At 57.1% G+C, this 18,465-nt stretch carries 17 protein-coding genes; 9 read left to right on the top strand and 8 right to left on the bottom strand.

Going from position 1 to position 18,465, the window contains the following annotated elements; all coding sequences use genetic code 11:
* A complete protein-coding gene (locus NB063_RS23005) occupies positions 1 to 1,251 on the bottom strand; it encodes a hypothetical protein (RefSeq protein ID WP_250931246.1) in 1,251 nt (416 codons plus the stop codon).
* Positions 1,252 to 1,445: 194 nt separating this feature from the next.
* On the opposite strand from NB063_RS23005, the gene NB063_RS23010 reads away from it, so the two are divergent.
* Positions 1,446 to 3,233 carry an aspartate kinase gene (locus NB063_RS23010; RefSeq protein WP_250931247.1) on the top strand — a complete coding sequence of 596 codons (1,788 nt, stop codon included), beginning with the start codon at positions 1,446 to 1,448 and terminating at the stop codon, positions 3,231 to 3,233.
* Between the two features lies 1 nt (position 3,234).
* On the opposite strand, the gene NB063_RS23015 is transcribed toward NB063_RS23010, so the two are convergent.
* Positions 3,235 to 4,332 carry a hypothetical protein gene (locus tag NB063_RS23015; protein WP_250931248.1) on the bottom strand — a complete coding sequence of 366 codons (1,098 nt, stop codon included), beginning with the start codon at positions 4,330 to 4,332 and terminating at the stop codon, positions 3,235 to 3,237.
* 942 nt (positions 4,333 to 5,274) lie between these two features.
* Here NB063_RS23015 and NB063_RS23020 point away from each other — a divergent pair.
* The 3 genes from NB063_RS23020 (at position 5,275) to fliG (ending at position 9,373) form a co-directional block, all read left to right on the top strand.
* On the top strand, positions 5,275 to 6,933 hold the full coding sequence (locus NB063_RS23020) for a hypothetical protein (RefSeq protein WP_250931249.1): 1,659 nt from the start codon (positions 5,275 to 5,277) through the stop codon (positions 6,931 to 6,933).
* An 86-nt stretch (positions 6,934 to 7,019) separates the two neighbouring features.
* The gene (gene tilS, locus NB063_RS23025; RefSeq protein ID WP_250931250.1) at positions 7,020 to 8,201 is read left to right on the top strand and encodes a tRNA lysidine(34) synthetase TilS; all 1,182 of its coding nucleotides are present in this window, start codon (positions 7,020 to 7,022) and stop codon (positions 8,199 to 8,201) included.
* Positions 8,202 to 8,347: 146 nt separating this feature from the next.
* Positions 8,348 to 9,373 carry a flagellar motor switch protein FliG gene (gene fliG / locus NB063_RS23030; protein ID WP_250931251.1) on the top strand — a complete coding sequence of 342 codons (1,026 nt, stop codon included), beginning with the start codon at positions 8,348 to 8,350 and terminating at the stop codon, positions 9,371 to 9,373.
* A gap of 60 nt (positions 9,374 to 9,433) precedes the next feature.
* On the opposite strand, the gene NB063_RS23035 is transcribed toward fliG, so the two are convergent.
* The 5 genes from NB063_RS23035 to NB063_RS23055 form a co-directional block, all read right to left on the bottom strand.
* A complete protein-coding gene (locus NB063_RS23035) occupies positions 9,434 to 10,303 on the bottom strand; it encodes a PIN domain-containing protein (protein ID WP_250931252.1) in 870 nt (289 codons plus the stop codon).
* 115 nt (positions 10,304 to 10,418) lie between these two features.
* On the bottom strand, positions 10,419 to 10,868 hold the full coding sequence (locus NB063_RS23040) for a TadE/TadG family type IV pilus assembly protein (RefSeq protein ID WP_250931253.1): 450 nt from the start codon (positions 10,866 to 10,868) through the stop codon (positions 10,419 to 10,421).
* A 91-nt stretch (positions 10,869 to 10,959) separates the two neighbouring features.
* Positions 10,960 to 12,021 carry a vWA domain-containing protein gene (locus tag NB063_RS23045; RefSeq protein ID WP_250931254.1) on the bottom strand — a complete coding sequence of 354 codons (1,062 nt, stop codon included), beginning with the start codon at positions 12,019 to 12,021 and terminating at the stop codon, positions 10,960 to 10,962.
* A gap of 49 nt (positions 12,022 to 12,070) precedes the next feature.
* Positions 12,071 to 12,565, bottom strand: a complete 495-nt coding sequence (locus NB063_RS23050; protein WP_250931255.1) for a TadE family protein — start codon at positions 12,563 to 12,565, stop codon at positions 12,071 to 12,073.
* Between the two features lie 25 nt (positions 12,566 to 12,590).
* Complete coding sequence (locus NB063_RS23055; protein ID WP_250931256.1) at positions 12,591 to 13,031, bottom strand: hypothetical protein; 441 nt, start codon at positions 13,029 to 13,031, stop codon at positions 12,591 to 12,593.
* 60 nt (positions 13,032 to 13,091) lie between these two features.
* On the opposite strand from NB063_RS23055, the gene NB063_RS23060 reads away from it, so the two are divergent.
* From NB063_RS23060 to mnmD, 4 genes are all read left to right on the top strand, one after another.
* Positions 13,092 to 13,286 (top strand): hypothetical protein, encoded by a 195-nt coding sequence (locus NB063_RS23060; RefSeq protein WP_250931257.1) that lies wholly within the window; start codon positions 13,092 to 13,094, stop codon positions 13,284 to 13,286.
* A 90-nt stretch (positions 13,287 to 13,376) separates the two neighbouring features.
* Positions 13,377 to 14,300 carry an RluA family pseudouridine synthase gene (locus NB063_RS23065; protein WP_250931258.1) on the top strand — a complete coding sequence of 308 codons (924 nt, stop codon included), beginning with the start codon at positions 13,377 to 13,379 and terminating at the stop codon, positions 14,298 to 14,300.
* Positions 14,301 to 14,512: 212 nt separating this feature from the next.
* Positions 14,513 to 15,517, top strand: a complete 1,005-nt coding sequence (locus NB063_RS23070) for a GGDEF domain-containing response regulator (RefSeq protein WP_250931259.1) — start codon at positions 14,513 to 14,515, stop codon at positions 15,515 to 15,517.
* A gap of 50 nt (positions 15,518 to 15,567) precedes the next feature.
* Positions 15,568 to 16,368, top strand: a complete 801-nt coding sequence (gene mnmD / locus NB063_RS23075; RefSeq protein WP_250931260.1) for a tRNA (5-methylaminomethyl-2-thiouridine)(34)-methyltransferase MnmD — start codon at positions 15,568 to 15,570, stop codon at positions 16,366 to 16,368.
* Here the strand turns inward: mnmD and xerD are convergent.
* Positions 16,353 to 17,306: a site-specific tyrosine recombinase XerD gene (gene xerD, locus NB063_RS23080; RefSeq protein WP_250931261.1), complete on the bottom strand. Its 954-nt coding sequence runs from the start codon at positions 17,304 to 17,306 to the stop codon at positions 16,353 to 16,355. The genes mnmD and xerD overlap by 16 nt on opposite strands.
* A gap of 118 nt (positions 17,307 to 17,424) precedes the next feature.
* On the opposite strand from xerD, the gene galE reads away from it, so the two are divergent.
* Positions 17,425 to 18,408 (top strand): UDP-glucose 4-epimerase GalE, encoded by a 984-nt coding sequence (gene galE / locus NB063_RS23085; protein WP_250931262.1) that lies wholly within the window; start codon positions 17,425 to 17,427, stop codon positions 18,406 to 18,408.
* Positions 18,409 to 18,465 lie beyond the last annotated feature (57 nt).

The following is an 18,465-nucleotide window of genomic DNA, read 5'->3' on the forward strand; positions in this document are numbered from 1 at the left end:
TTAGGGCGCTCGCGGGAGCGGGCCGAAGCCCACATCGTGGTCGTCTTCGAATTGACCATTGTTGTCGACTTTGTTTTCACCGACGCAGTAAACAAGCCAGGAGTCGCCGGACTGTCGTGCGATTGGCGGTTTGCCGGTGTACGGATCGTTGAACTCGTTGGCGGGGAGTCCCCACTCGGAAATGAAGTCAGCGACTTGGGTCGCGTCGGATTGCGACAAGGGGGACAGTGCAGATTCGTTGGTAAGTGCTTGGCGATGCAAGGCAATCAGCAATCGCAGGCAATGAATCTTGGCACGCTGGCGATTCATCAATGCCCGACCTGCGTCCATCGCAGGTGCGACCACGGCAACCTCGGCCGCTTTTGCGGTAACCAGCGGAGCGGTTTCTTCAAAACGGGAAATCGCTCCCCTCGCGATCTCATCTCGCATGTAATCGAGATACGGCTGTAGCATTTGTCCCGAGAGTGGCATGCCGAGTGGGCCGCGTAAATTCAGTTCGATACCGAGAGCCCGTTCGGTTTTGAGAGCGTGGACGCAGCTGTCCATCGCATCGTGTCGACGCAGTTCCGCGTCGATGAGCCCGAGCAGGTTTGGATCGAGCGAATCGAAGGCGACCAGTTCGGCGAGAAATTCGAGGATCGGTGTACGGCAGGCCGCTGCGGTCATGAACTGGATGATTGTCGGATCCTGTTCTTGCAAGCGGACGAGATTGAGCGAATCGATGGCCAGGCGAGCCGCCTGTTCATACTCGCCGATGGCTGCGAGAAATTGACAGCGGGCAACGAGGATCCGCTGAACCGTGCGAATCATTCCGATGCGATCGTACATTTGTTGTTGAAAGGCCGTTATCGATGTCTCGAGTTTGGCAAAGTTGGAATAGTGCTTGCATCGGATCGCGGAATCAACGGCGTCAAAAACGTTTGGATAGGTAGCGAAATCGGTTGCAAGTTGCCTGTGAGCTGCGTCGGGAAGCTCATTTCGCCAATCAAACGATTCATCCAAATAGAGTGCCGGGCTGATCGCCGAGAAGAGCTTTTGAGCGTCTTGGTCGACGGCGTCGAGGTGCCAGGCGGCGTTGCGATGGTCCCAAACGTGGTTCGCTTGGAGGTCGGCGAGACCGGCGGGATCACCCGACGCGGCAACCTCGCTGACGGCTCGGGCAATGTTCATTTGGCGAATCCCGACCGGGACGACGATCATGGCAACGAGGCCGACAAACATCGCGATCATCAGCAGTATCAAACGTTTCATGTCGTCTTTCACAATTGCGACCAAGAATTTTGGCGTCCGCCGCCTTTTTACCCGGCTGGAAGGCGGCGGAGGCGGGGCGCGTCAAAACTGATCCGCTTTTAGGAAAATTGACTCCCTGGTAAGCTCGCGGTTTGCAGGATTTCCATGCATTCCCCTCACAAACCTAGAATCCGAGACACAGAACTCGTTTGACCATGTCATTGATTGTCCAGAAATTTGGCGGCACGTCGGTAGCCGATCCTGAGAAAATTCGTGCGGCAGCTCGCCGAGCGATACGAGCCCAAAAACAGGGGCATCGCGTCGTGATGGTCGTCAGTGCGATGGGGAAACAGACCGACGAGCTGTTGCGATTGGCTTCCGCGGTGAGTGAAAAGCCGCCCGCCCGCGAAATGGACATGCTATTGAGCACGGGCGAGCAAACCAGCGTCGCGTTGGTTGCGATGGCGATCGATGATTTGGGGTCGAAAGCCGTCAGTTTGACGGGCGGCCAATTCGGGATGAAAACGGACAACAGCTACAGCAAGGCCCGCATCCGATCGATCGACACCGGCCGTATCGAGAGATTGCTCGATGAAGGCAACATTGTTGTGGCGGCTGGTTTCCAAGGGATCGATGACGATCTGAACATCACCACGCTCGGTCGTGGTGGCAGCGACACGACGGCGGTTGCGTTGGCGGCGGTACTCGGAGCGGACGCCTGTGAGATCAACACTGACGTCGACGGGGTGTACACGACTGACCCGCGACTGTTGCCCGAGGCCCGACGGGTCGACGTGATCAGTTACGACGAAATGCTGGAACTTGCGTCGCTCGGTGCGGGAGTCATGCACTCGCGATCAATCGAATTCGCGAAAAAGTTTGATGTTCCGATTCACGTCCGCAGCAGTTTCTCAGACCGTGACGGGACCATGATCGTTGCCCAAGCGGAATCGGAGAACGCACCGGTGAGCGGTGCGGCGTTGACCAAGGACGAAGCTCGGATCACGGTTCTCGGTGTTCCCGACGTGCCGGGCATCAGTCAAACGATCTTTTCGGCGATTGCCAAACGCAAGGTGGCCGTCGACATGGTCGTGCAGAACGTGGGTGCCGAGGGCAGGGCTGACGTTTCGTTCACTGTTCCTGGCGACGAATTAAAGCTGACACTCGAAGCGATCGAGGGAATTAAAGAACGCATCGGTGCGAGCGGTTTGACTCACGACGCGAACGTGTCCAAGGTGAGCGTCGTGGGACTCGGGATGGCGCGACAGAAATCGGTGGCCGCGAGAATGTTCCGTGCGTTGGCCGATGCCGGCGTCAACATTCACATGATCACGACCAGCGAAATCAAAATCTCCGCACTCGTGCCGCGTGACGAAGCCAGTGAAGCGTTGCGAGCGGTCCACCAAGCGTTTGGATTACACGAACGTCCGGCAGATGCCAAAACGTGGGCCGAGATCCAAGCGGCAACGGGCCGCGAAGCTGACGTCGAAGATGTCGTTTCGCGGTTGCAGAACGACGCCTTGGAAGCTCTCACGCTGACCGACATTTCGATCCTCGAAGGTCAAGCACGCGTGACCCTCGATGGTGTTCCCGATCGTGTCGGGGTCGCAGCGGATATGTTCGAAGAAATCGGACGTGCCGGAATCTTTGTCGACATGATCGTGCAAGGTTACGACGGTGTCGATGGCAGCACGAGCGTCAGTTTTACGATCGACGAAGGTGATTTGGACGCCGGTTTGAAGGTTGCCCAATCGATCTGCGATCACCACTCGATGCGCGACGTGCGAGGTGCGTCGGGGATTACCAAACTCAGCGTCAGCGGTATCGGGCTGCGTAGTCACACGCAAGTCGGTACGGTGCTGTTCGAGCAACTCGCCGGTGCGAAGATCAACGTTGAGATGATCGCCACGAGCGAGTTGCAGGTGAACGTGGTCATCAACTCCTCGCGAGGTGATGACGCCAAGGCGTGCCTGCAAGCGGCGTTTGCCGAAGCCCTCGGGTGAACTACCGGTTGGTGCGAGTGGTTCGACCGGCGGTTTTCAAGCCGCCTTTCGGACGCAGTACGTAGACTTTGGGATCGTCCACGATGAACGACGTGCTCCAGCGTTGTCCGTCGTCGGCACTGCACACGTTATAGAAGAACGTCCGCATCCGTTCGGCTTGATAGCTGTACGGGAATTGGCTGGTGATGTAGTCGTCTTCGGTGAGGTCGTCAACGCCCGGAGATGCGTAGTAGTGGACCATGCCGTCGGGCGTGCAGCTCAGACCGAGTGTCCACCATCCGGTTGTCGTGATTTGAGGTCCTCGGAAGTCGCCGCCATTCTTGTTGCTGCGGATTCGCAGGTATGCGTAATCGTCGGCTCGCTTGGTTTGGTCTTTACTTTCGAATTCGATGAACATGCCCGGCCAGTAAATCTCGTTGCCGAGTTCTTCGACTTTACGTCTGAAGATGCCGACTTCCTGTTCGATCATCGCGGTGGTTTCGAGTGCCAAGCGGAAACCGAAATGCGGTCCCGATCGATTTTCCCATTCGGCGACGGGTGGCAAAAAGACTCGCGTGGTGACGCTCGGGACTTCCGAGATATCGATCCGACGTTTGAGGCGATATTGCACGTTGCAAATGAAGTCGTCTTGATGCATCGTGCCGCTGGCGCGGCCGGGAATGCCGGTGAATTTACTACGAAGCAGTAACGCGCCTTTACTGCCGGGGATTCCACCGGGCGGAGTTGGGACGCGTTGAACGATATCGGGATGGCCGCGTTTGACACCTTCGTACCAGCGGCCGTTGGTGCTTTTGCCCATCGGCCCGCGTTGGTTATCGTCGATGTCCTCGGTGCTCTTCGGATTATTGGGAATGTACTGCCAGGTTGGGTCTTCGAAGTCGTCGGCAACGCCGATGATTTCCATCCCCGTGCCCGGTACGATTGGCCGCTGAGCATTGGCTTGGTCGGCGATGCTCGTCGATACCAAGCAAGACAAGCAAGCGAGGCTCAAGCCAAAGAGTGCTGAGCGTTGTCCGAGCGAGTCAGATTTAAACGCACGAATGGTCTGCCAAGTGGTTGAGGTGGCAAAGAGTGAACGCAACCAGTTGATCCGAGTCATATTTCCGTCACTTCCGTTTCAAGAACGATGAAATGGACACGGCAGGATGGTGCGACCACTGTCGCTACGCTCAATGTTTGGTGGCTGCAGTCAATTGCTACCACAAAACTCCTTCCGTGACGGAGGCCCCCCTCCAACCGTGTTAATCGGTACAATCCCGCTAAAACTCAATCCAAAGCGGGCGACAAGCAGGGATTTGGCAAAGTCGCCCTGTGCCGACACAGGAGAGTCGTTGTCGGTCCAGGCGCACCATGGCCGTCCCTGATAGGCATCCCATCGGTGTGCCAAGTCGTTTTGTCGGGATATGTGGCACTGCCGGGAGAAGCGGAGCGATCTGATCGCCGTTCGCCGTGTCGCGGGAAAAGGGGGACTTTGCGCGATCAAAAATCCGCGTAATCCGCATATCCGGCACCAACGCTCGTTCTGAGCAGCGTCCTCCGTCGCTTTGCCGGAAAAAGTCAAAGGTTTGGCCGAGTCAGTGTCATCGCGGGACTATGATTCGTTGTGTCAAGGGAACGCCGACGACAGCATGAAAACCACACCAAGATATTAAGCGTCCCCCCGTGCGAGGCGGGGTCGGCTCCTCGGAGTCGGCCTCGCCTTTTTTTCGTTTTTTCGCGAAGTTTGGTTCCGGGTGAAACGGACGTTCTTCGCTTCTGAGGCCCGATTTTCGTTGACGGCGGGCTCACTTTCGGTGAATAATGGGGGCTCCAATGCAGGGCAACAGTGTTGCCTCCGCTCTCTTCTCTCACCGCAGGTGTGGCGTTGCGTTTTCACAACCAACTTTCCAACGAATCTCATCGACCGGGCTCCCACGATCGTACCGCTTCAGGCGTCTTTCGGGTCGACAACACAGCTCACCGATCCCCCGAGCTGGATCCTTCCGCTCGCAAGGTCGCGACCCAAACGGGCACCAGAACGACTGGGCAACGGATTTGGGCGATGAAATTGTGGTGGACGATGGCGATCGCAGTCGCGGCGTGGTGGATGTTGGCGAGCCTCGCCTCAGCCCAGCAGTACGACACCTACGAACTGGATGAAGCGTACGCACAGTTCAAAGATCCCAAAAAAGCTGGTGAGCTCGAGCGGGCGCTCAGCCAATTGAAAACGGCGCGGGATCTCAGCAAGCTGAGTCCGTCCGTTCCCGGAATGAGCAAATTCTATCTGGAGAAATACATCCCCTGGAAACTCACGCAAAAGGAAAATTTGCCTGAGCTGAGTAAAACCGTCGAAGGGATCCTCAAAGACGTCGAAGGCGCACAGCGCGTCGGCAGCGCCGGAACGCGAACCCTGTTAGCAGGGACCTTTATCGGCATGAAGTTGATCGCTGAAGGCAACTACATCCCTGCCGCTCGGATCAATGCGATCAATGCACTCTCGCGGTTGCAGGCCAAACCGATGGATATTGCGACCGGTCGCCCACCGTTGCCGTTGAGCTACAGCTACCCGATCCTGTTCAAACTCTACACCAATGAAAAAGAGAGTGATGGCATTCGAGCAGCCGCGTTGCACGGCATCCAGAACTACGTGCAACTCGCTTTTCCGGTCATGCCCGCAAAGGACAAGACCGAGCTTGTCGCGGCGATGAACAAACTGCTCACTGACGAACCACCAGAATCTCGTGACCCACAGGCGCACGCATACCTCCAACGTTTCGCAGTCGACATCTTGAATATCATGCGGACACCTACCGATGCGACGCTTGGCACTCAGTTGATCAGTATCAGCACTTCGGAAAAGAAGCCTGATTTGATCGCACTGTATTCGGCATCGAAACTCGGCAGCTTCAATACGGGACTGCAAGGCAAAGTCGAAGATCCCGACGAAGTGACCAAACAATGGTCCGTCCGAGCGTTCAATGCGCTGGAGTCCGAGTTGAAGCGTTTTGCCTCGCGGACTCGTCCACGAATCGCGGCGTCGCAACCTCCCAAACCGATCGATTTCTTGAGGAAATCCACGACTAAGAAACCCAAGGCCAATGTGCCCGGACGACGTCCACCGGTCGGAGGTATGGGGATGGACATGGGCATGGACGGCGGTCAATACGGTCGTGGCGAAATGGACATGGGCATGGATATGGACATGGGGATGGAGATGGGCATGGATATGGGAATGGGCATGGACATGGGCTACGACATGGATATGGGGTACGGCATGCAGGTGCCCGTCCAGCCTCAACCACCGGAAGTCAACCTATCTCGTCGAAAACTAAGCTTCGTTCTTCAGCAGTTGCTCCGAGGAGCGACAGGTTCACCAAAGGGGACACCTGGTGATCAACCGGGTGGTTTGATGGCGGCGGTTCCAGAAGCGGACCGAGCTAAAATTCAAGCTTGGGTCGATAGCATCAAGGTAATCTTCGACGTCATCAATGATGACACGCTCATTAACCTTGAACTTTGGATCGAAGCGCTCGAAGGCCAGCGTCCTGCCTTGGGCGAGTTGGCAGGAATCGAAGTCGAACAGATCAAGGTGAATGACGAAATCGACGATAGCATCGGCCTTCCGCCAATGTTCCCGGGTATGGGAATGCCGATGGGGAACAACGGAGGGGGATTACCCGGCGCCGAAATGCCGGCTGGCGGATTGCCCGGAATGAATTGAGCGTGTTGCATAGGATGGCCAGATTGTGGGTGCTGGGACATCGCCTGCCAGCCCATGTCGTGTTCGTCCTCGCAGCCCATTGATTCATGGACGGACCACCTGAATGCTTTGCATGGAGATCGCTCCGCGATACGTTTCGTTCCGATTGGTCGGATGAAGCCAGTGACGTCGGAGTGATCGTCGGATGCAGTGGCGGTGCCGACAGCGTCGCGTTGGTTCGCTTAATCGTCGAGCGATATCGCGAACGTTTTGGTGATAACCGGGCGCATTCGCCACCGCTGCGAATCGGACACTTCAATCACCGCTTGCGAGCCGACCAGTCGGATGCGGACGAACAGTTTGTGGTTGAACTCGCAGATACGTTAGGTGTGCCTGTCGATGTCGGCCGGTCGTCGGATCCGTCATCACCTGACGCCGAAGCCGGTTTGCGGCAGGATCGACGTGACTTCTTTTTAAAGACGGCTGCGGCAACCGGATGCCGATACGTCGCGTTGGCTCACACGGCGGACGACCAAGCGGAAACGATCTTACATCACCTACTGCGTGGTACCGGATCAGCGGGCATGAAAGGGATGCAGTCGGCCCGCCCTCTCGGTAGCGATTTTGTCATCCGCAGGCCACTCCTCAAAGTCCGCCGCGAGGACATTCGAACCGCACTCCGGCAGATCGGCCAAGCTTGGCGTGAAGATGCGAGCAACAGCCAAACCCGGTACACCCGCAATTGGATTCGGCATGAAGCGATGCCGCTGCTGAGACAACGATTTCCCAAAGCGGATGAAGCGATCGTCCGCGCCGCGGAGAATCAAACGCAGCTCGACGGCATGGTTTCCCGTTTAGCGCGTCAATGGATTGATGCGTTTGTGATCGACCCGCCGGATGCGATGGAAGATGGGCGGGAGGAAAACTTTCGGAGCGAGGTGTGGATTCGCCGTCCGGTGGCGTCGCGGCCGGGCGTCGAACAGATGCCTCATTCGACATGGCCACATTCCTCCGAACTCGCCAACGAGGTGCCGATCATCACGGCGGCCTGCCAGATCGTGTTTGCCGAGTTGGGTTGGCCGCGTCGCGACATGAATCGAAATCACTGGATGCGATTGGCCGAGGCGATTGCGACGGACGCGGGCGGCGGATCGTCAAGCGATTCTGACACCACGACGCCGCCCCTTTCCGCCGTGTCGATTGGACATTGGCCCGGGCATCTCGAAGGATTTCAGTCGGCGCATTTCGTGAGGCTTCGTTGGGAGAGGCGAGGTGAAATCGACAACTGAAATCGAACGATTCTAACGGTTGTGCGGGCGTGGAGCGTTGCGGGGTGAAGGAATAGAGAACTCGACCTTTCATGGCCGAAATAAGGGGATGAAACGCATCCATCTCCTCGGGTGTTCCATTTTCGAATCATCCAGCCTCAAAGTCGATGACCGATACACTCACCCTTTCCGCAGACCAAGATCGTGGCCTCAACAAGGCCGCGATTCTATTGATGAGTTTGCCGACAAAAACGGCAGCCAAAGTTCTCGGGCAATTACCGCCGCGATTGATTGAGCTGATCAGCATCAAAATCGCTCAGATCGATTCGGTGGGTGGCGACGAGCAAGAGGTCGTCATCGCGGAGTTTTTGACCAGCAAGGCGAGTTCGATTTACGCCAGTCCGGGCGGTCTTGAGCGGGCGAAAGAGCTGATCAAAGAGGCTCTCGGACGAGACGCCGGGGAGTTGATCGGCAATTTGCAACAGACGATTGAGGCGATGCCATTCGGTTTCGTCAAGAAGGTCGATACGCAGACTCTGCTCCAGTTCATCGGCGATGAACACCCACAAACCATCGCGTTGTTGCTCAGTCACGTGCCATCGACCTACGCAGCGGAAGTCATGGCGGGACTTGATCCTGAAAAACAGCTGGAGGTGATTCGCCGGGTCGCAAACATTGGCCGGACCAGTCCGGCAGCGGTCGCGGAACTCGAACGCGGGTTGGAGATGCGTTTGAGCAGTATGGTCAACCAGCAGCAAAGCAACATGGGCGGCGTCGAGAGTGTTGCCGAGATTCTCAACGTTGTCGAACGTGCGGTCGAACGCACTATCATGGAATCGCTCGGTCGCGAAGATCCCGAATTATCAGAAGAGATTCGGCGACTCATGTTTGTCTTCGAAGACATCGTCAAGCTGGGCGATCGGGACATTCAGTCGCTACTCAAGAATGTCGAAACGGCTCAATGGGCGATGGCACTCAAGGGGGCCAGTGCTCCGCTGCAGGAAAAGGTGCTACGCAATATGAGTTCGCGTGCGGCGGAGAACCTGCGCGAAGAGATGGGCTATCTCGGCAGCGTTCGTATCAGCGAAGTCGAAGGGGTGCAGCAAAAGATCGTCGATATCGTGCGGCATCTCGAAGACACCGGCGAGATCTCGCGTCCGACCGGCGAAGCGGAAGAAGAGTATGTCACTTAGTGATCGACCGGAACGCCAAGTTCCGGTCGCGGATTGCATGCAAGGCTGTGCATTCGGATTTCAGAACGGCACTTCATCATCCGCAGCGGAGTAACCCGGCACAATTTCCGGGTGCAATACCTTTAACGGTACTGCTTCGTTGAGCCCGTCGTCAGCGAGAGTTTCCTCTCGATCAAACAGCGTGAGTTGAGAGGGATCGACGTGTCGAGGGAGTCGTTTTGGCGGCACGAGTTTTTTAAGCGGCAGTGCTTCGGTTTTGCATTTTTTTTTGGGTGCTAGGGCGGCGAGGCTTTTCAAAAGAGCATCGTCATACTGCGGGCTTCCACTCGAATCGTAGATGATCGCCGCGACCTGTTCGAGTTCCTTCAACGCTGCCATGCCTTGTTCGGGGGACGGGCCCCGCGCCTTGACGGTGGCGTGCAGGCTGCGTCGACGTTTGGGACGCGACTTCGCGCCGCGACCGCTGAGTGAACTGGCGATTCGGCTCGCCAGCGGAGAGACAACGGCCTGGGGCGACGCTTGGTAGGTTGAGTTAATCGATGAATCGATTCGGGATGCCTCGAATCCGGACCGATTCAGCAGTCCGACCGCGTGTTCGAGGTCTTTGTCTTTGGAGGCGACTTCGAAGATGGCGTCTTTGGGGAGTTCGGCGGAGAGGCGTCCTGCGATGAACGTTAAACCGAAGTCGGCGGAGTTCTTGCCGGCGGGCATCGCCCAGATTTCAATCTTCCGCTGCGAGATCAAACTGCCCAGTACCGAGGCCATGCCGAGTGGCACGCGTGGTTCTTGCCGGCCGTGCGCGGCGATGATTAGGTCGTATCGCTTGGCCGTCGCTGCCAGATCGAGGACTTCGTGAGGGCAGTTGTCCAAGTCGATCAGCAGCACCCGCGTTGGGTTGGATGAGAGGCGGTCATTCTCGCGATGCTTCACTGGCAAACCAACGATTCGAATGAAGGTGTTTGTTGAAGATTACGCGATGCACAACCTCTCAACCATCCGACCACAGCGGTCGAACGTGACCAGTCTAGCGGATCGAGCAATCGACTCAACGTCCTTCGCGACGCATTGTCAATTCTCGTTGAATCTCTTTGCCCACGAAATACTGCGCCGGAACGAACGTATTGACGTCCAAGGGTACCGTCAGACGGACGGTAATCTCGTCGGTTTCGTCGTCGAAAACGGCTGGGGTGACCGAGAGAGAAAAATTGCGAAGCCCGATCGTTGACAGGACCCGTTCAGCTTCGGTACGTACTTCGCCGTTTGTGCCGCCCGGAACGATGCCACGGCGAGCGCCTTCGTAAACCGCGTTGTCAACGGTGTGGCGGATCATCGCCACCCGGCAGAACTCGAATCCCGCAAAGAAGAACATGAATAGGAGCGGAGCGACGACAGCAAATTCGACGGCGACGGCACCGGTTCGTTTGGCACGACGTGACGCCGAAGTTGATGGTCGCCGAAAACCTAGCGAGGGAACACGGGTTCGATGCGTGATCATGAATGATTCCGATTGATAAATGCGAATGTTGTGCGTCGAGTGGAGAGGTTGGCGAAGCGATGATTTCAATGCGAACGCGGTGTCGCTCGCCTCAGTCCGTCAGAACGGTGCCGAGTGTCAACGCGATGTCGCGATAAACTGCTTGTAATTCCGCTCCGGTTAAGGCGTGGTAATGCCGCCCGCCACCGATCTCCGCGACTTCTCGCATGCGACGGATGTCGGCACCGTTGCCGAAGGTAATCGTATGAATCGTGACGTCGTCGTCGGCGAGATCGGCGGCGACGATCCGCGGCTCTATCCCACGGTTGTGTTGGCCGTCAGTCATCACGATCATTGTCCGCTCGACGAATTCAGGGGGACGTCCGCGGCTGGCGATGTTTTGTCCGGCCTGCATTCCGCGCGAGATGCTCGTGTAGCCGGCTGTTCTCAGTCGCGCCAACGCATCGGTGATCTCGCCAAAGTTTTCGGTCAGTTGGACATCCTCGGTGGCTCGATCATTGTAAGACGCGAGGCCGACCTGCTCTTCGACGGGAGTGGAATTGAGCAGGTTGGTGAATATGATGAGTGCCGACGTCAGGTCCGCAAACTTTTGTCCCGACATCGATCCGCTGCGGTCGATCACCAACGTGATATCACGTTCGATGTAGGTCGCCGTCGAGGTCATCGAAGGTTCGAAAAGTTCAGTACCTGTGACGTTGCCGAATAACAACGGCACGGCGCCCGATCGCGAACCAACTGTCCTGCGACCGTTGACACGCACACTGTTGAGCGGTGAGCCGCCGTTGCTGAATTCGTACTTGCCGTTTGCTTGCCGTTCGCTGCGGCCGAAATCGAAGTCGCCGGCAGCGAGTAGCAATGGATCGTTGTTGACGAAGTTAGCGGCGGCGATTTCTTGACCGCGGGCGATCGCCGCGTTCTGATCGAGAGTGTCCGCGAGTGTGGTCGCGGCCGCGTTGGCAGCGGCGTCCGATGCGGCGCGAAGCTCGGCACGCGAAAGGTGCATTTGCGCGATATCGATCGAGAACGCCATCGTGATCAAGAACATGAACAGCATGATCGCGATCAGAATCAACATGGCCCCGCGGCGCGAGTTGGCGCGTCGTCCGAATCTGAGGCAGCGGTGTGAATGGGAGGCGGCGGTGGTGCGGATCATGTCGGATGGCTTGGCAGAGAAGTCGGTGGAGGACGTTACCGTCGGTTGTTCATTGTTTGATCATCACGACCCGTGCGGTGAGCACCCGGTCGGAGATGAATTGGCCGATGAGTGGGCTGTTGGGGGCACTCGGTGCGCTGATTTCAGCAACGATTTCGGCACCGCGGTCCGCATCGAACGCTTCTCCGTTTGGAAACCGAATGTCGAACCCGTTGACGGATCGTGCTTCGAGAATTTGCCGCGCGGATTGTTCACCATCGGCGTTACTGCGACCATCTCGGATCGCAACGCGAGTCGCTTCGTAGGCGGCGACGTGCAGCGTTTGTTTCAGGAAGATCATGCAAGAGGCTTCGATCGAGCCGAATACCAACAGCACGAGAATGGGTAAGCAGACTGCAAACTCAACCGCCGCGGCGCCTCGGCGACTTCGGCGTCGTCCCGCGATCCTCTGACACCGTTGTGTTAGCGGTTGTTGGCGTCGGTACAGTTCGGTCATCGTGGTCTCGGAAATCGACGGGCAATCAAATCGGGGCAGGGACAACATTGGTTGCGTAATAGAACGGTCAAAACTACTTGGCCGCTTTGGAAGCGTCCTGTTGATCGATGGACAGCCCCGCGCGATCGATCAACGCGTTGAACCCGTCCGCGATTTCACGCCAGAAATCGTTGTCGCGGAACTTGAGGTGGCGAACGGGACGGCCTTCGGCGGCATTGGAAAGCTCGCTACGTAGTCGCGAAATCGGACCGGCAAATCGGTTCGTGAGCTTCAGCGTATCGACGACGAACGCGGGAATGAGTGCGGCGGTGATTACGAAGAACGGTAGGAACCGACGGAAACTATCCGAGAGCGTTTGTTTCCAACTCAAATCAGGTTGTTCGAACAAGCCGACCCAGATGACCAAGGCGATTGAGTTGCACGCGAACAACGCCATCCAGTGGACTGCGATCTTCCAGATCACCCCGTACTGCACTTCGCGATCGATCACTGTTCGAGTGCGTTTCTTTTGCATCAGGTTCTTTTTTGGCTCGGTGGACATGGCAAGCAAAAATTCGACGAAAGAGGGATGGGGATGAACGCAATCTTTTTGGCGATCAACAACGACATGGAATCGGTCGATGCCATGAACGCTAGGTCGCCCCCCGACAGAATGAGGCCGCAAAAGAATAAAATCGGCGGCCGATCGAGCGACACGATGAATGATTTTGACGATCCTGCCGATCGTCGCGACGCCGACACGCTACCTGCCAATCCCCTGGGATATTGACACGCGAGCGGTGGTGGTACGTTACGCCTTCGTGACTCCCAAAACCAAAAAGCTCCGTGCACAACATGCAGGAAGTACCCCAAGATGGCGATGAAAACACTCACAGAAACCGTAACGGAAGAAACCGCCGGTCGCGCCGACGCGTTCGTACGCCGTATTTGTGAGACGTCCCACAGCCAATCTCGTGGCATCATCGATCGCGGTTGTGTATCGGTGAATGGTGGGCCGTGTGAGGATCCTGGGACCCCGTTGGAGGCCGGTGACAGCGTCGCGGTGCGTTACGACCCGACGCAGCGGTACCGCGAAAAGAAAGTCAAAAAGTGGGATGACCGCACGTTCACGATTGCCTATGAAGACGAGCATTTGATCGTGGTCGACAAAGCCGCGGGCACGTTGACGGTCCCGACCGATCGCGGCGACCCGAACACGTTAGTCGAGCGGGTTTCAATCTACCTGAGTCACTCGCGGAGCGAGCGAGAGGCTTGTCTCGTCCATCGTCTCGACAGGGAAGTCAGCGGATTGCTTATTTTTGGCAAGCATGCCGCCATCGCCGAGCAACTCATCGAGCAGTTCAAAAACCAGAAACCGAGGCGTGTTTATTTGGCCTTGGTCGCCGGAACCCTTCGTGACGACGAAGGCACTTTCCGCTCGCATTTGGCGACCGGAAACAACCTCGACCGCTACGTGACCGCGCCGTCCAAAGACAGCGAGGAGGCGATCACCCACTATCGAGTGTTGCAACGCCTTGAAGACGCCACGTTCGTTGAAGTGGTTTTGCAGACGGGCAAACGCAACCAGATCCGTGTGCAGTTCGCTTACGCGCTGCACCCTGTGCTCGGTGATACGCACTACGAACCCGAACGTGCCAAGCACCCCCGTTGGATTCGCAAACGCATCGCGTTACACGCCACGTCGTTGTCATTCACTCACCCGATTACGGGAGAGGAGATGACTGTTGAGTCACCCCTCCCTGCGGCGATGAGCAAATTCCTCCGGGGCAGTAAGAAGATCTAGCCCTACGTGAACGACCGTCCAGCTTAACCGGGACTTCCCGAAAAACCGGAAAACACTTTGTTCAATTGAGCTCAATGCGAAAGTCGCATGAGAATACGAACGTCCGGCAATCTCCACGTATCCCATGATTGGGCGTGGTGGTTATGCAGGGTGAGCGTACTTTGCTCGAAAGCCGCCAGTGAATTCAAACAAGTTGCAGGCGGAAGCGAAGTATGGGTGAGTACGAAAATATCATTCGTGAACTAGAGAATCAGAATCCGAAAGAGACTCTCCGGGCACCGGGTGTTCAAGAGAACGGCAACCAGTATCGAGTGCTGTTGATCGAAGATGATCCGATGGATGCCACGATCCTGATGCGGTTGTTCGGGAAGCAGCAAAAACTCAGCGTTGCGGTCGATCATGTGAGCAGCATGTGCGAGGCGATCGAGCGGTTGCAAAACACCGATTACGATGTGGCGCTCGTCGATATCAATTTGCCTGACGCACGTGGGGCCGAATCGTTTGAGCGGCTTCGTGCGTTCGATTCCCGTCTACCGATCATCGTTCTGACCGGGCATGATGACGACGAACTGGCAGTTCACGCAATCCGATGTGGCGCCCAGGACTACGTCGCCAAGGGGCACTTCACGACTGCGTCTCTCGTCCGGGTGATCCGTTTCGCGATCGAGCGACAGCGGATGGTTCTCGGTTATCTCGCCGTTGCGGATATCGATCCGTTGACGGGCTTGGCCAACCGCCGGAACCTGCAATGGAAATACATGAGTTTGTTAATCGACGCGCAGACACAGCATCGTTCGCTCTATGTGGCGTTGATCGGTCTGGATCGATTCAAGCAGATCAACAGCATGCACGGCCGCTGCGTCGGTGATGTCGTTTTGAAAAACGCCGCTGTGGCGATGGTGGAATTGGTCGAGGCGGATTCGTCGATCGTCCGTTTCGGCGGGAAAGAATTCTCGGTCATGATGGCGGCGACATCGATCTCCGAAGCGCAAGCACAAGTTCAGCGGGTCCTCGATCGGTTGGCTGGAATGACGATGCAAATCGGCGATATCGAAATCAACGTCACCGCCAGTGCGGGATTGGTGGAAGCGGGCTCGGACCAGACGTGGGAGGATGTTTTCAACCGGTGTGATCAAATGCTCTCTCAAGCGAAGTCATCTGGTCGCAATCGCGTCGAAGCTATGGCAAAATCTCCCGAGTTGCAGTTCGTCATCTGAACCCATGTCGGGTTGGGAGGTGACGAATTGCCTGCCCTGGAAATTCGAACATGTCTCCACCGGTACGCGTGCAACTGCCTTGTCCTGAACCTGGCTGGTTGATCGAAATTACTGATGACGAGAGCCGGACCTTAATCCGGCGCGATAGCGACGTCTCGTATCACAGCCGCTGTGGCGCCGCGGCGGAATGTGACCACGTCTATCTCTCCAACGGTGGTTGTTCGATCGGAGAGACGTCTGACGAAACGTCACGGTGGCCGACCACGATTCTCGAAGTCGGCCTTGGTACCGGGATGTCGATGCTTCGTACGCTCGACCGGATGGTGGCAAACGACAGGCCGCTGAGATACATCGGTATTGACCGTCATCCCTTGATGAGCGAAACGCTCGAGCAGCTCGACCTTGCACGTGGTCTGCAAAAGCCTGAGTTGGCGACGAAATTTCTGCGGTGGTATTCCGAATCACGCGCTGCGATTTCAATAATTCCCGCGGTGGAGACGGGTTCGGTTTTACCATTGCGATGGAGTCCGACCGAGCGGCACGTGGTCGACTATCTCGTTGGTGACGTACTCGATTGGATCACCGGCGCGGAGGTGACCGTCGACACCGTTTACTTCGACGTTTTCGATCCGAAAACGAATCCCGAGGTTTGGGAGATTTCGTTTTTGCGAGAGCTCGTGAAGAGAATCAAGCCGGGCGGGCGACTGGTGACGTATTGTGTCGCATCCGAAATTCGACGCCGGATGGAAGCGGCGGGATTGGAGGTTCGGCGAGTTCCCGGCCCTCGTGGTGGCAAACGGGAAGTGATGATCGCGGTCCGACCGGAGTTCCCCGATCACGCCCGCGGATGAAAATCGCGATGCACGCGTTGCAGGCGGCTGTGTTCGACGTGCGTGTAGATCTGCGTCGTTTGGATGCTGGCGTGGCCAAGCATTTCCTGAACTTGACGCAGGTCGGCGCCGCCGGCGAGCAGGTGTGTCGCGAAGCTGTGACGCAGCGAGTGGGGGCTGATTTCGGACAAAATGCCAGCCCGTTCGGCATAGCGTTTGACCAATCGCCAAAGCTGCACGCGGTCCAGCGGTCTGCCCCCACGAGAAAGAAAAAGTTCATCGCACAGGGTTGGGGCTCGCGCGGCGAGAATGCCCCGGGCTTGGGCGAGGTACAGTTCGATCGCGGCGATCGCGCGGCCGCCGATCGGAACCATCCGTTGCTTGTCACCTTTTCCGTGGCAACGCAGGTGTTTTTCGGATAGCGAGAGATCGCGAACTCTCAACGAGCAGACTTCCGACGCACGGCAACCGGTCGCATAAAGGACCTCGAGGATCGCGCGGTCACGTTCCCAAAACGAGTCGCTCTTTTTGACTGCCTTGAGGAACGCGTCCACTTCGCCCGGTGACATGACCCCCGGCATCCGCTGCCACGATTTTTGCGTGGCCAGTAACTCGGCGGGATTTTCGGTCGCGATTCCTTCGAGTTGAAGGTATTTGTAGAACGTCCGAACGGCGACAATGTTGCGGGAGATCGACGCCGGGGCGAGATCCCGGTCGTGTAAAAAGCCGATGAAATCGGAGAGGTCCGTCACGCTCAGGTCGGCCGGTTTGCGTCCGTTGAGCCAAGCGACGAACTGCTTCATGTCGCGGCTGTAGGCATCAACGGTATTCTTGGCGAGGTGGCATTCTCGCTTGAGGTAGACCAGAAAATCGGCGCAGATCGAATCGCCAGCGTCGACCTTTTTGGGGGCGGTCCCGCCGTTTTGTAGCTGTTGCAGCTTTGTCAGTCGTTTTGCCACCTGATTCTCCCGTCCTTGGGGTTGTCCGCTCGCGGTCCGACGAGTCCTGTGTTAGCAAATCTGGCGATTCGTTACCATGTTTCTCTTATCGACCCTTGCCCTCGTTTGATTGATACAGATGAATGTTTTGGTAGTAGGTGGTGCCGGATACATCGGGTCACATGCCGTTGCACGGTTGATTGCCGAAGGTCACCACGTTTGTGTTTTTGATAATTTATCCCGTGGTCACGCCGCCTCGGTTCCCGTGGAGACTTTTATCGAGGGGGATCTGATGGATTCCGCTCTAGTCGAAAAGACGCTGCGGGCCAAAAAAATCGACGTCGTCATGCACTTTGCCGCCTTCGCGGAAGTCGGTGAGTCGGTTCGGGAGCCTGCGGCGTATTATCAAAACAACGTCGTCGCGACGCTGTCGTTGCTGGAGGCGATGCGTCGGGCCGATGTCAAGAAATTCGTCTTTAGCAGCACGACGGCGACGTACGGTCAGCCTGAAAAGATGCCGATCGCGGAAACCACGCCGCAGAATCCGATCAATCCCTACGGTTTCACGAAATTGGTGATCGAGCGGGCGTTGGCCGATTATGCCCACGCATACGGTTTCGGTTACGCAGCGCTACGATATTTCAACGCCGCAGGGGCTCATCCGGAAGGGCATATTGGTGAGCACCACGATCCGGAATCACACTTGATCCCAATCGTTCTGCAAGTCGCATTGGGGCAACGAGAGAGCATCACGATTTTTGGCGATGACTATCCCACTCCCGACGGAACGTGTATCCGCGACTACATTCACGTCGAAGATCTCGCGGATGCCCACCTGCGAGCGCTCGAACGCTTGCAGCCCGGCAAAGGGATCTGCGTCAACTTGGGTACGGGCAAGGGAGTCAGCGTTCGCGAGATCGTGGACGCATGCCGCGAAGTGACCGGTCATCCGATCCCGGTTGTGATGGGCGATCGGCGGCCGGGCGACCCCGCCGAACTCGTTGCCGACGCCACCTTGGCCGGCGAGGTGTTGGGGTGGAAGCCCCGTTACACCGACGTCCAAGAGGTGGTCGAGACGGCGTGGCGGTGGCATCAATCCCACCCCCGCGGCTACGTGTCGTAGCCGTTTTTGAGTTCCTGCAGCGGTATGGCTCAGCAGTTGGGGGAGTTCAAAGCGAAA

This window comes from Aporhodopirellula aestuarii (genome assembly GCF_023701485.1).
GTDB classification, from domain to species: Bacteria; Planctomycetota; Planctomycetia; order Pirellulales; family Pirellulaceae; genus Rhodopirellula; species Rhodopirellula aestuarii.

Coding starts and splice junctions, on each gene's coding strand:
- NB063_RS23005 (WP_250931246.1), bottom strand. CDS start 1,251: ATGAAACGTTTGATACTGCTGATGATCGCGATGTTTGTCGGCCTCGTT.
- NB063_RS23010 (WP_250931247.1), top strand. CDS start 1,446: ATGTCATTGATTGTCCAGAAATTTGGCGGCACGTCGGTAGCCGATCCT.
- NB063_RS23015 (WP_250931248.1), bottom strand. CDS start 4,332: ATGACTCGGATCAACTGGTTGCGTTCACTCTTTGCCACCTCAACCACT.
- NB063_RS23020 (WP_250931249.1), top strand. CDS start 5,275: ATGAAATTGTGGTGGACGATGGCGATCGCAGTCGCGGCGTGGTGGATG.
- tilS (WP_250931250.1), top strand. CDS start 7,020: ATGGACGGACCACCTGAATGCTTTGCATGGAGATCGCTCCGCGATACG.
- fliG (WP_250931251.1), top strand. CDS start 8,348: ATGACCGATACACTCACCCTTTCCGCAGACCAAGATCGTGGCCTCAAC.
- NB063_RS23040 (WP_250931253.1), bottom strand. CDS start 10,868: ATGATCACGCATCGAACCCGTGTTCCCTCGCTAGGTTTTCGGCGACCA.
- NB063_RS23045 (WP_250931254.1), bottom strand. CDS start 12,021: ATGATCCGCACCACCGCCGCCTCCCATTCACACCGCTGCCTCAGATTC.
- NB063_RS23050 (WP_250931255.1), bottom strand. CDS start 12,565: ATGTTGTCCCTGCCCCGATTTGATTGCCCGTCGATTTCCGAGACCACG.
- NB063_RS23055 (WP_250931256.1), bottom strand. CDS start 13,031: ATGCAAAAGAAACGCACTCGAACAGTGATCGATCGCGAAGTGCAGTAC.
- NB063_RS23060 (WP_250931257.1), top strand. CDS start 13,092: ATGAACGCAATCTTTTTGGCGATCAACAACGACATGGAATCGGTCGAT.
- NB063_RS23065 (WP_250931258.1), top strand. CDS start 13,377: ATGAAAACACTCACAGAAACCGTAACGGAAGAAACCGCCGGTCGCGCC.
- NB063_RS23070 (WP_250931259.1), top strand. CDS start 14,513: ATGGGTGAGTACGAAAATATCATTCGTGAACTAGAGAATCAGAATCCG.
- mnmD (WP_250931260.1), top strand. CDS start 15,568: ATGTCTCCACCGGTACGCGTGCAACTGCCTTGTCCTGAACCTGGCTGG.
- galE (WP_250931262.1), top strand. CDS start 17,425: ATGAATGTTTTGGTAGTAGGTGGTGCCGGATACATCGGGTCACATGCC.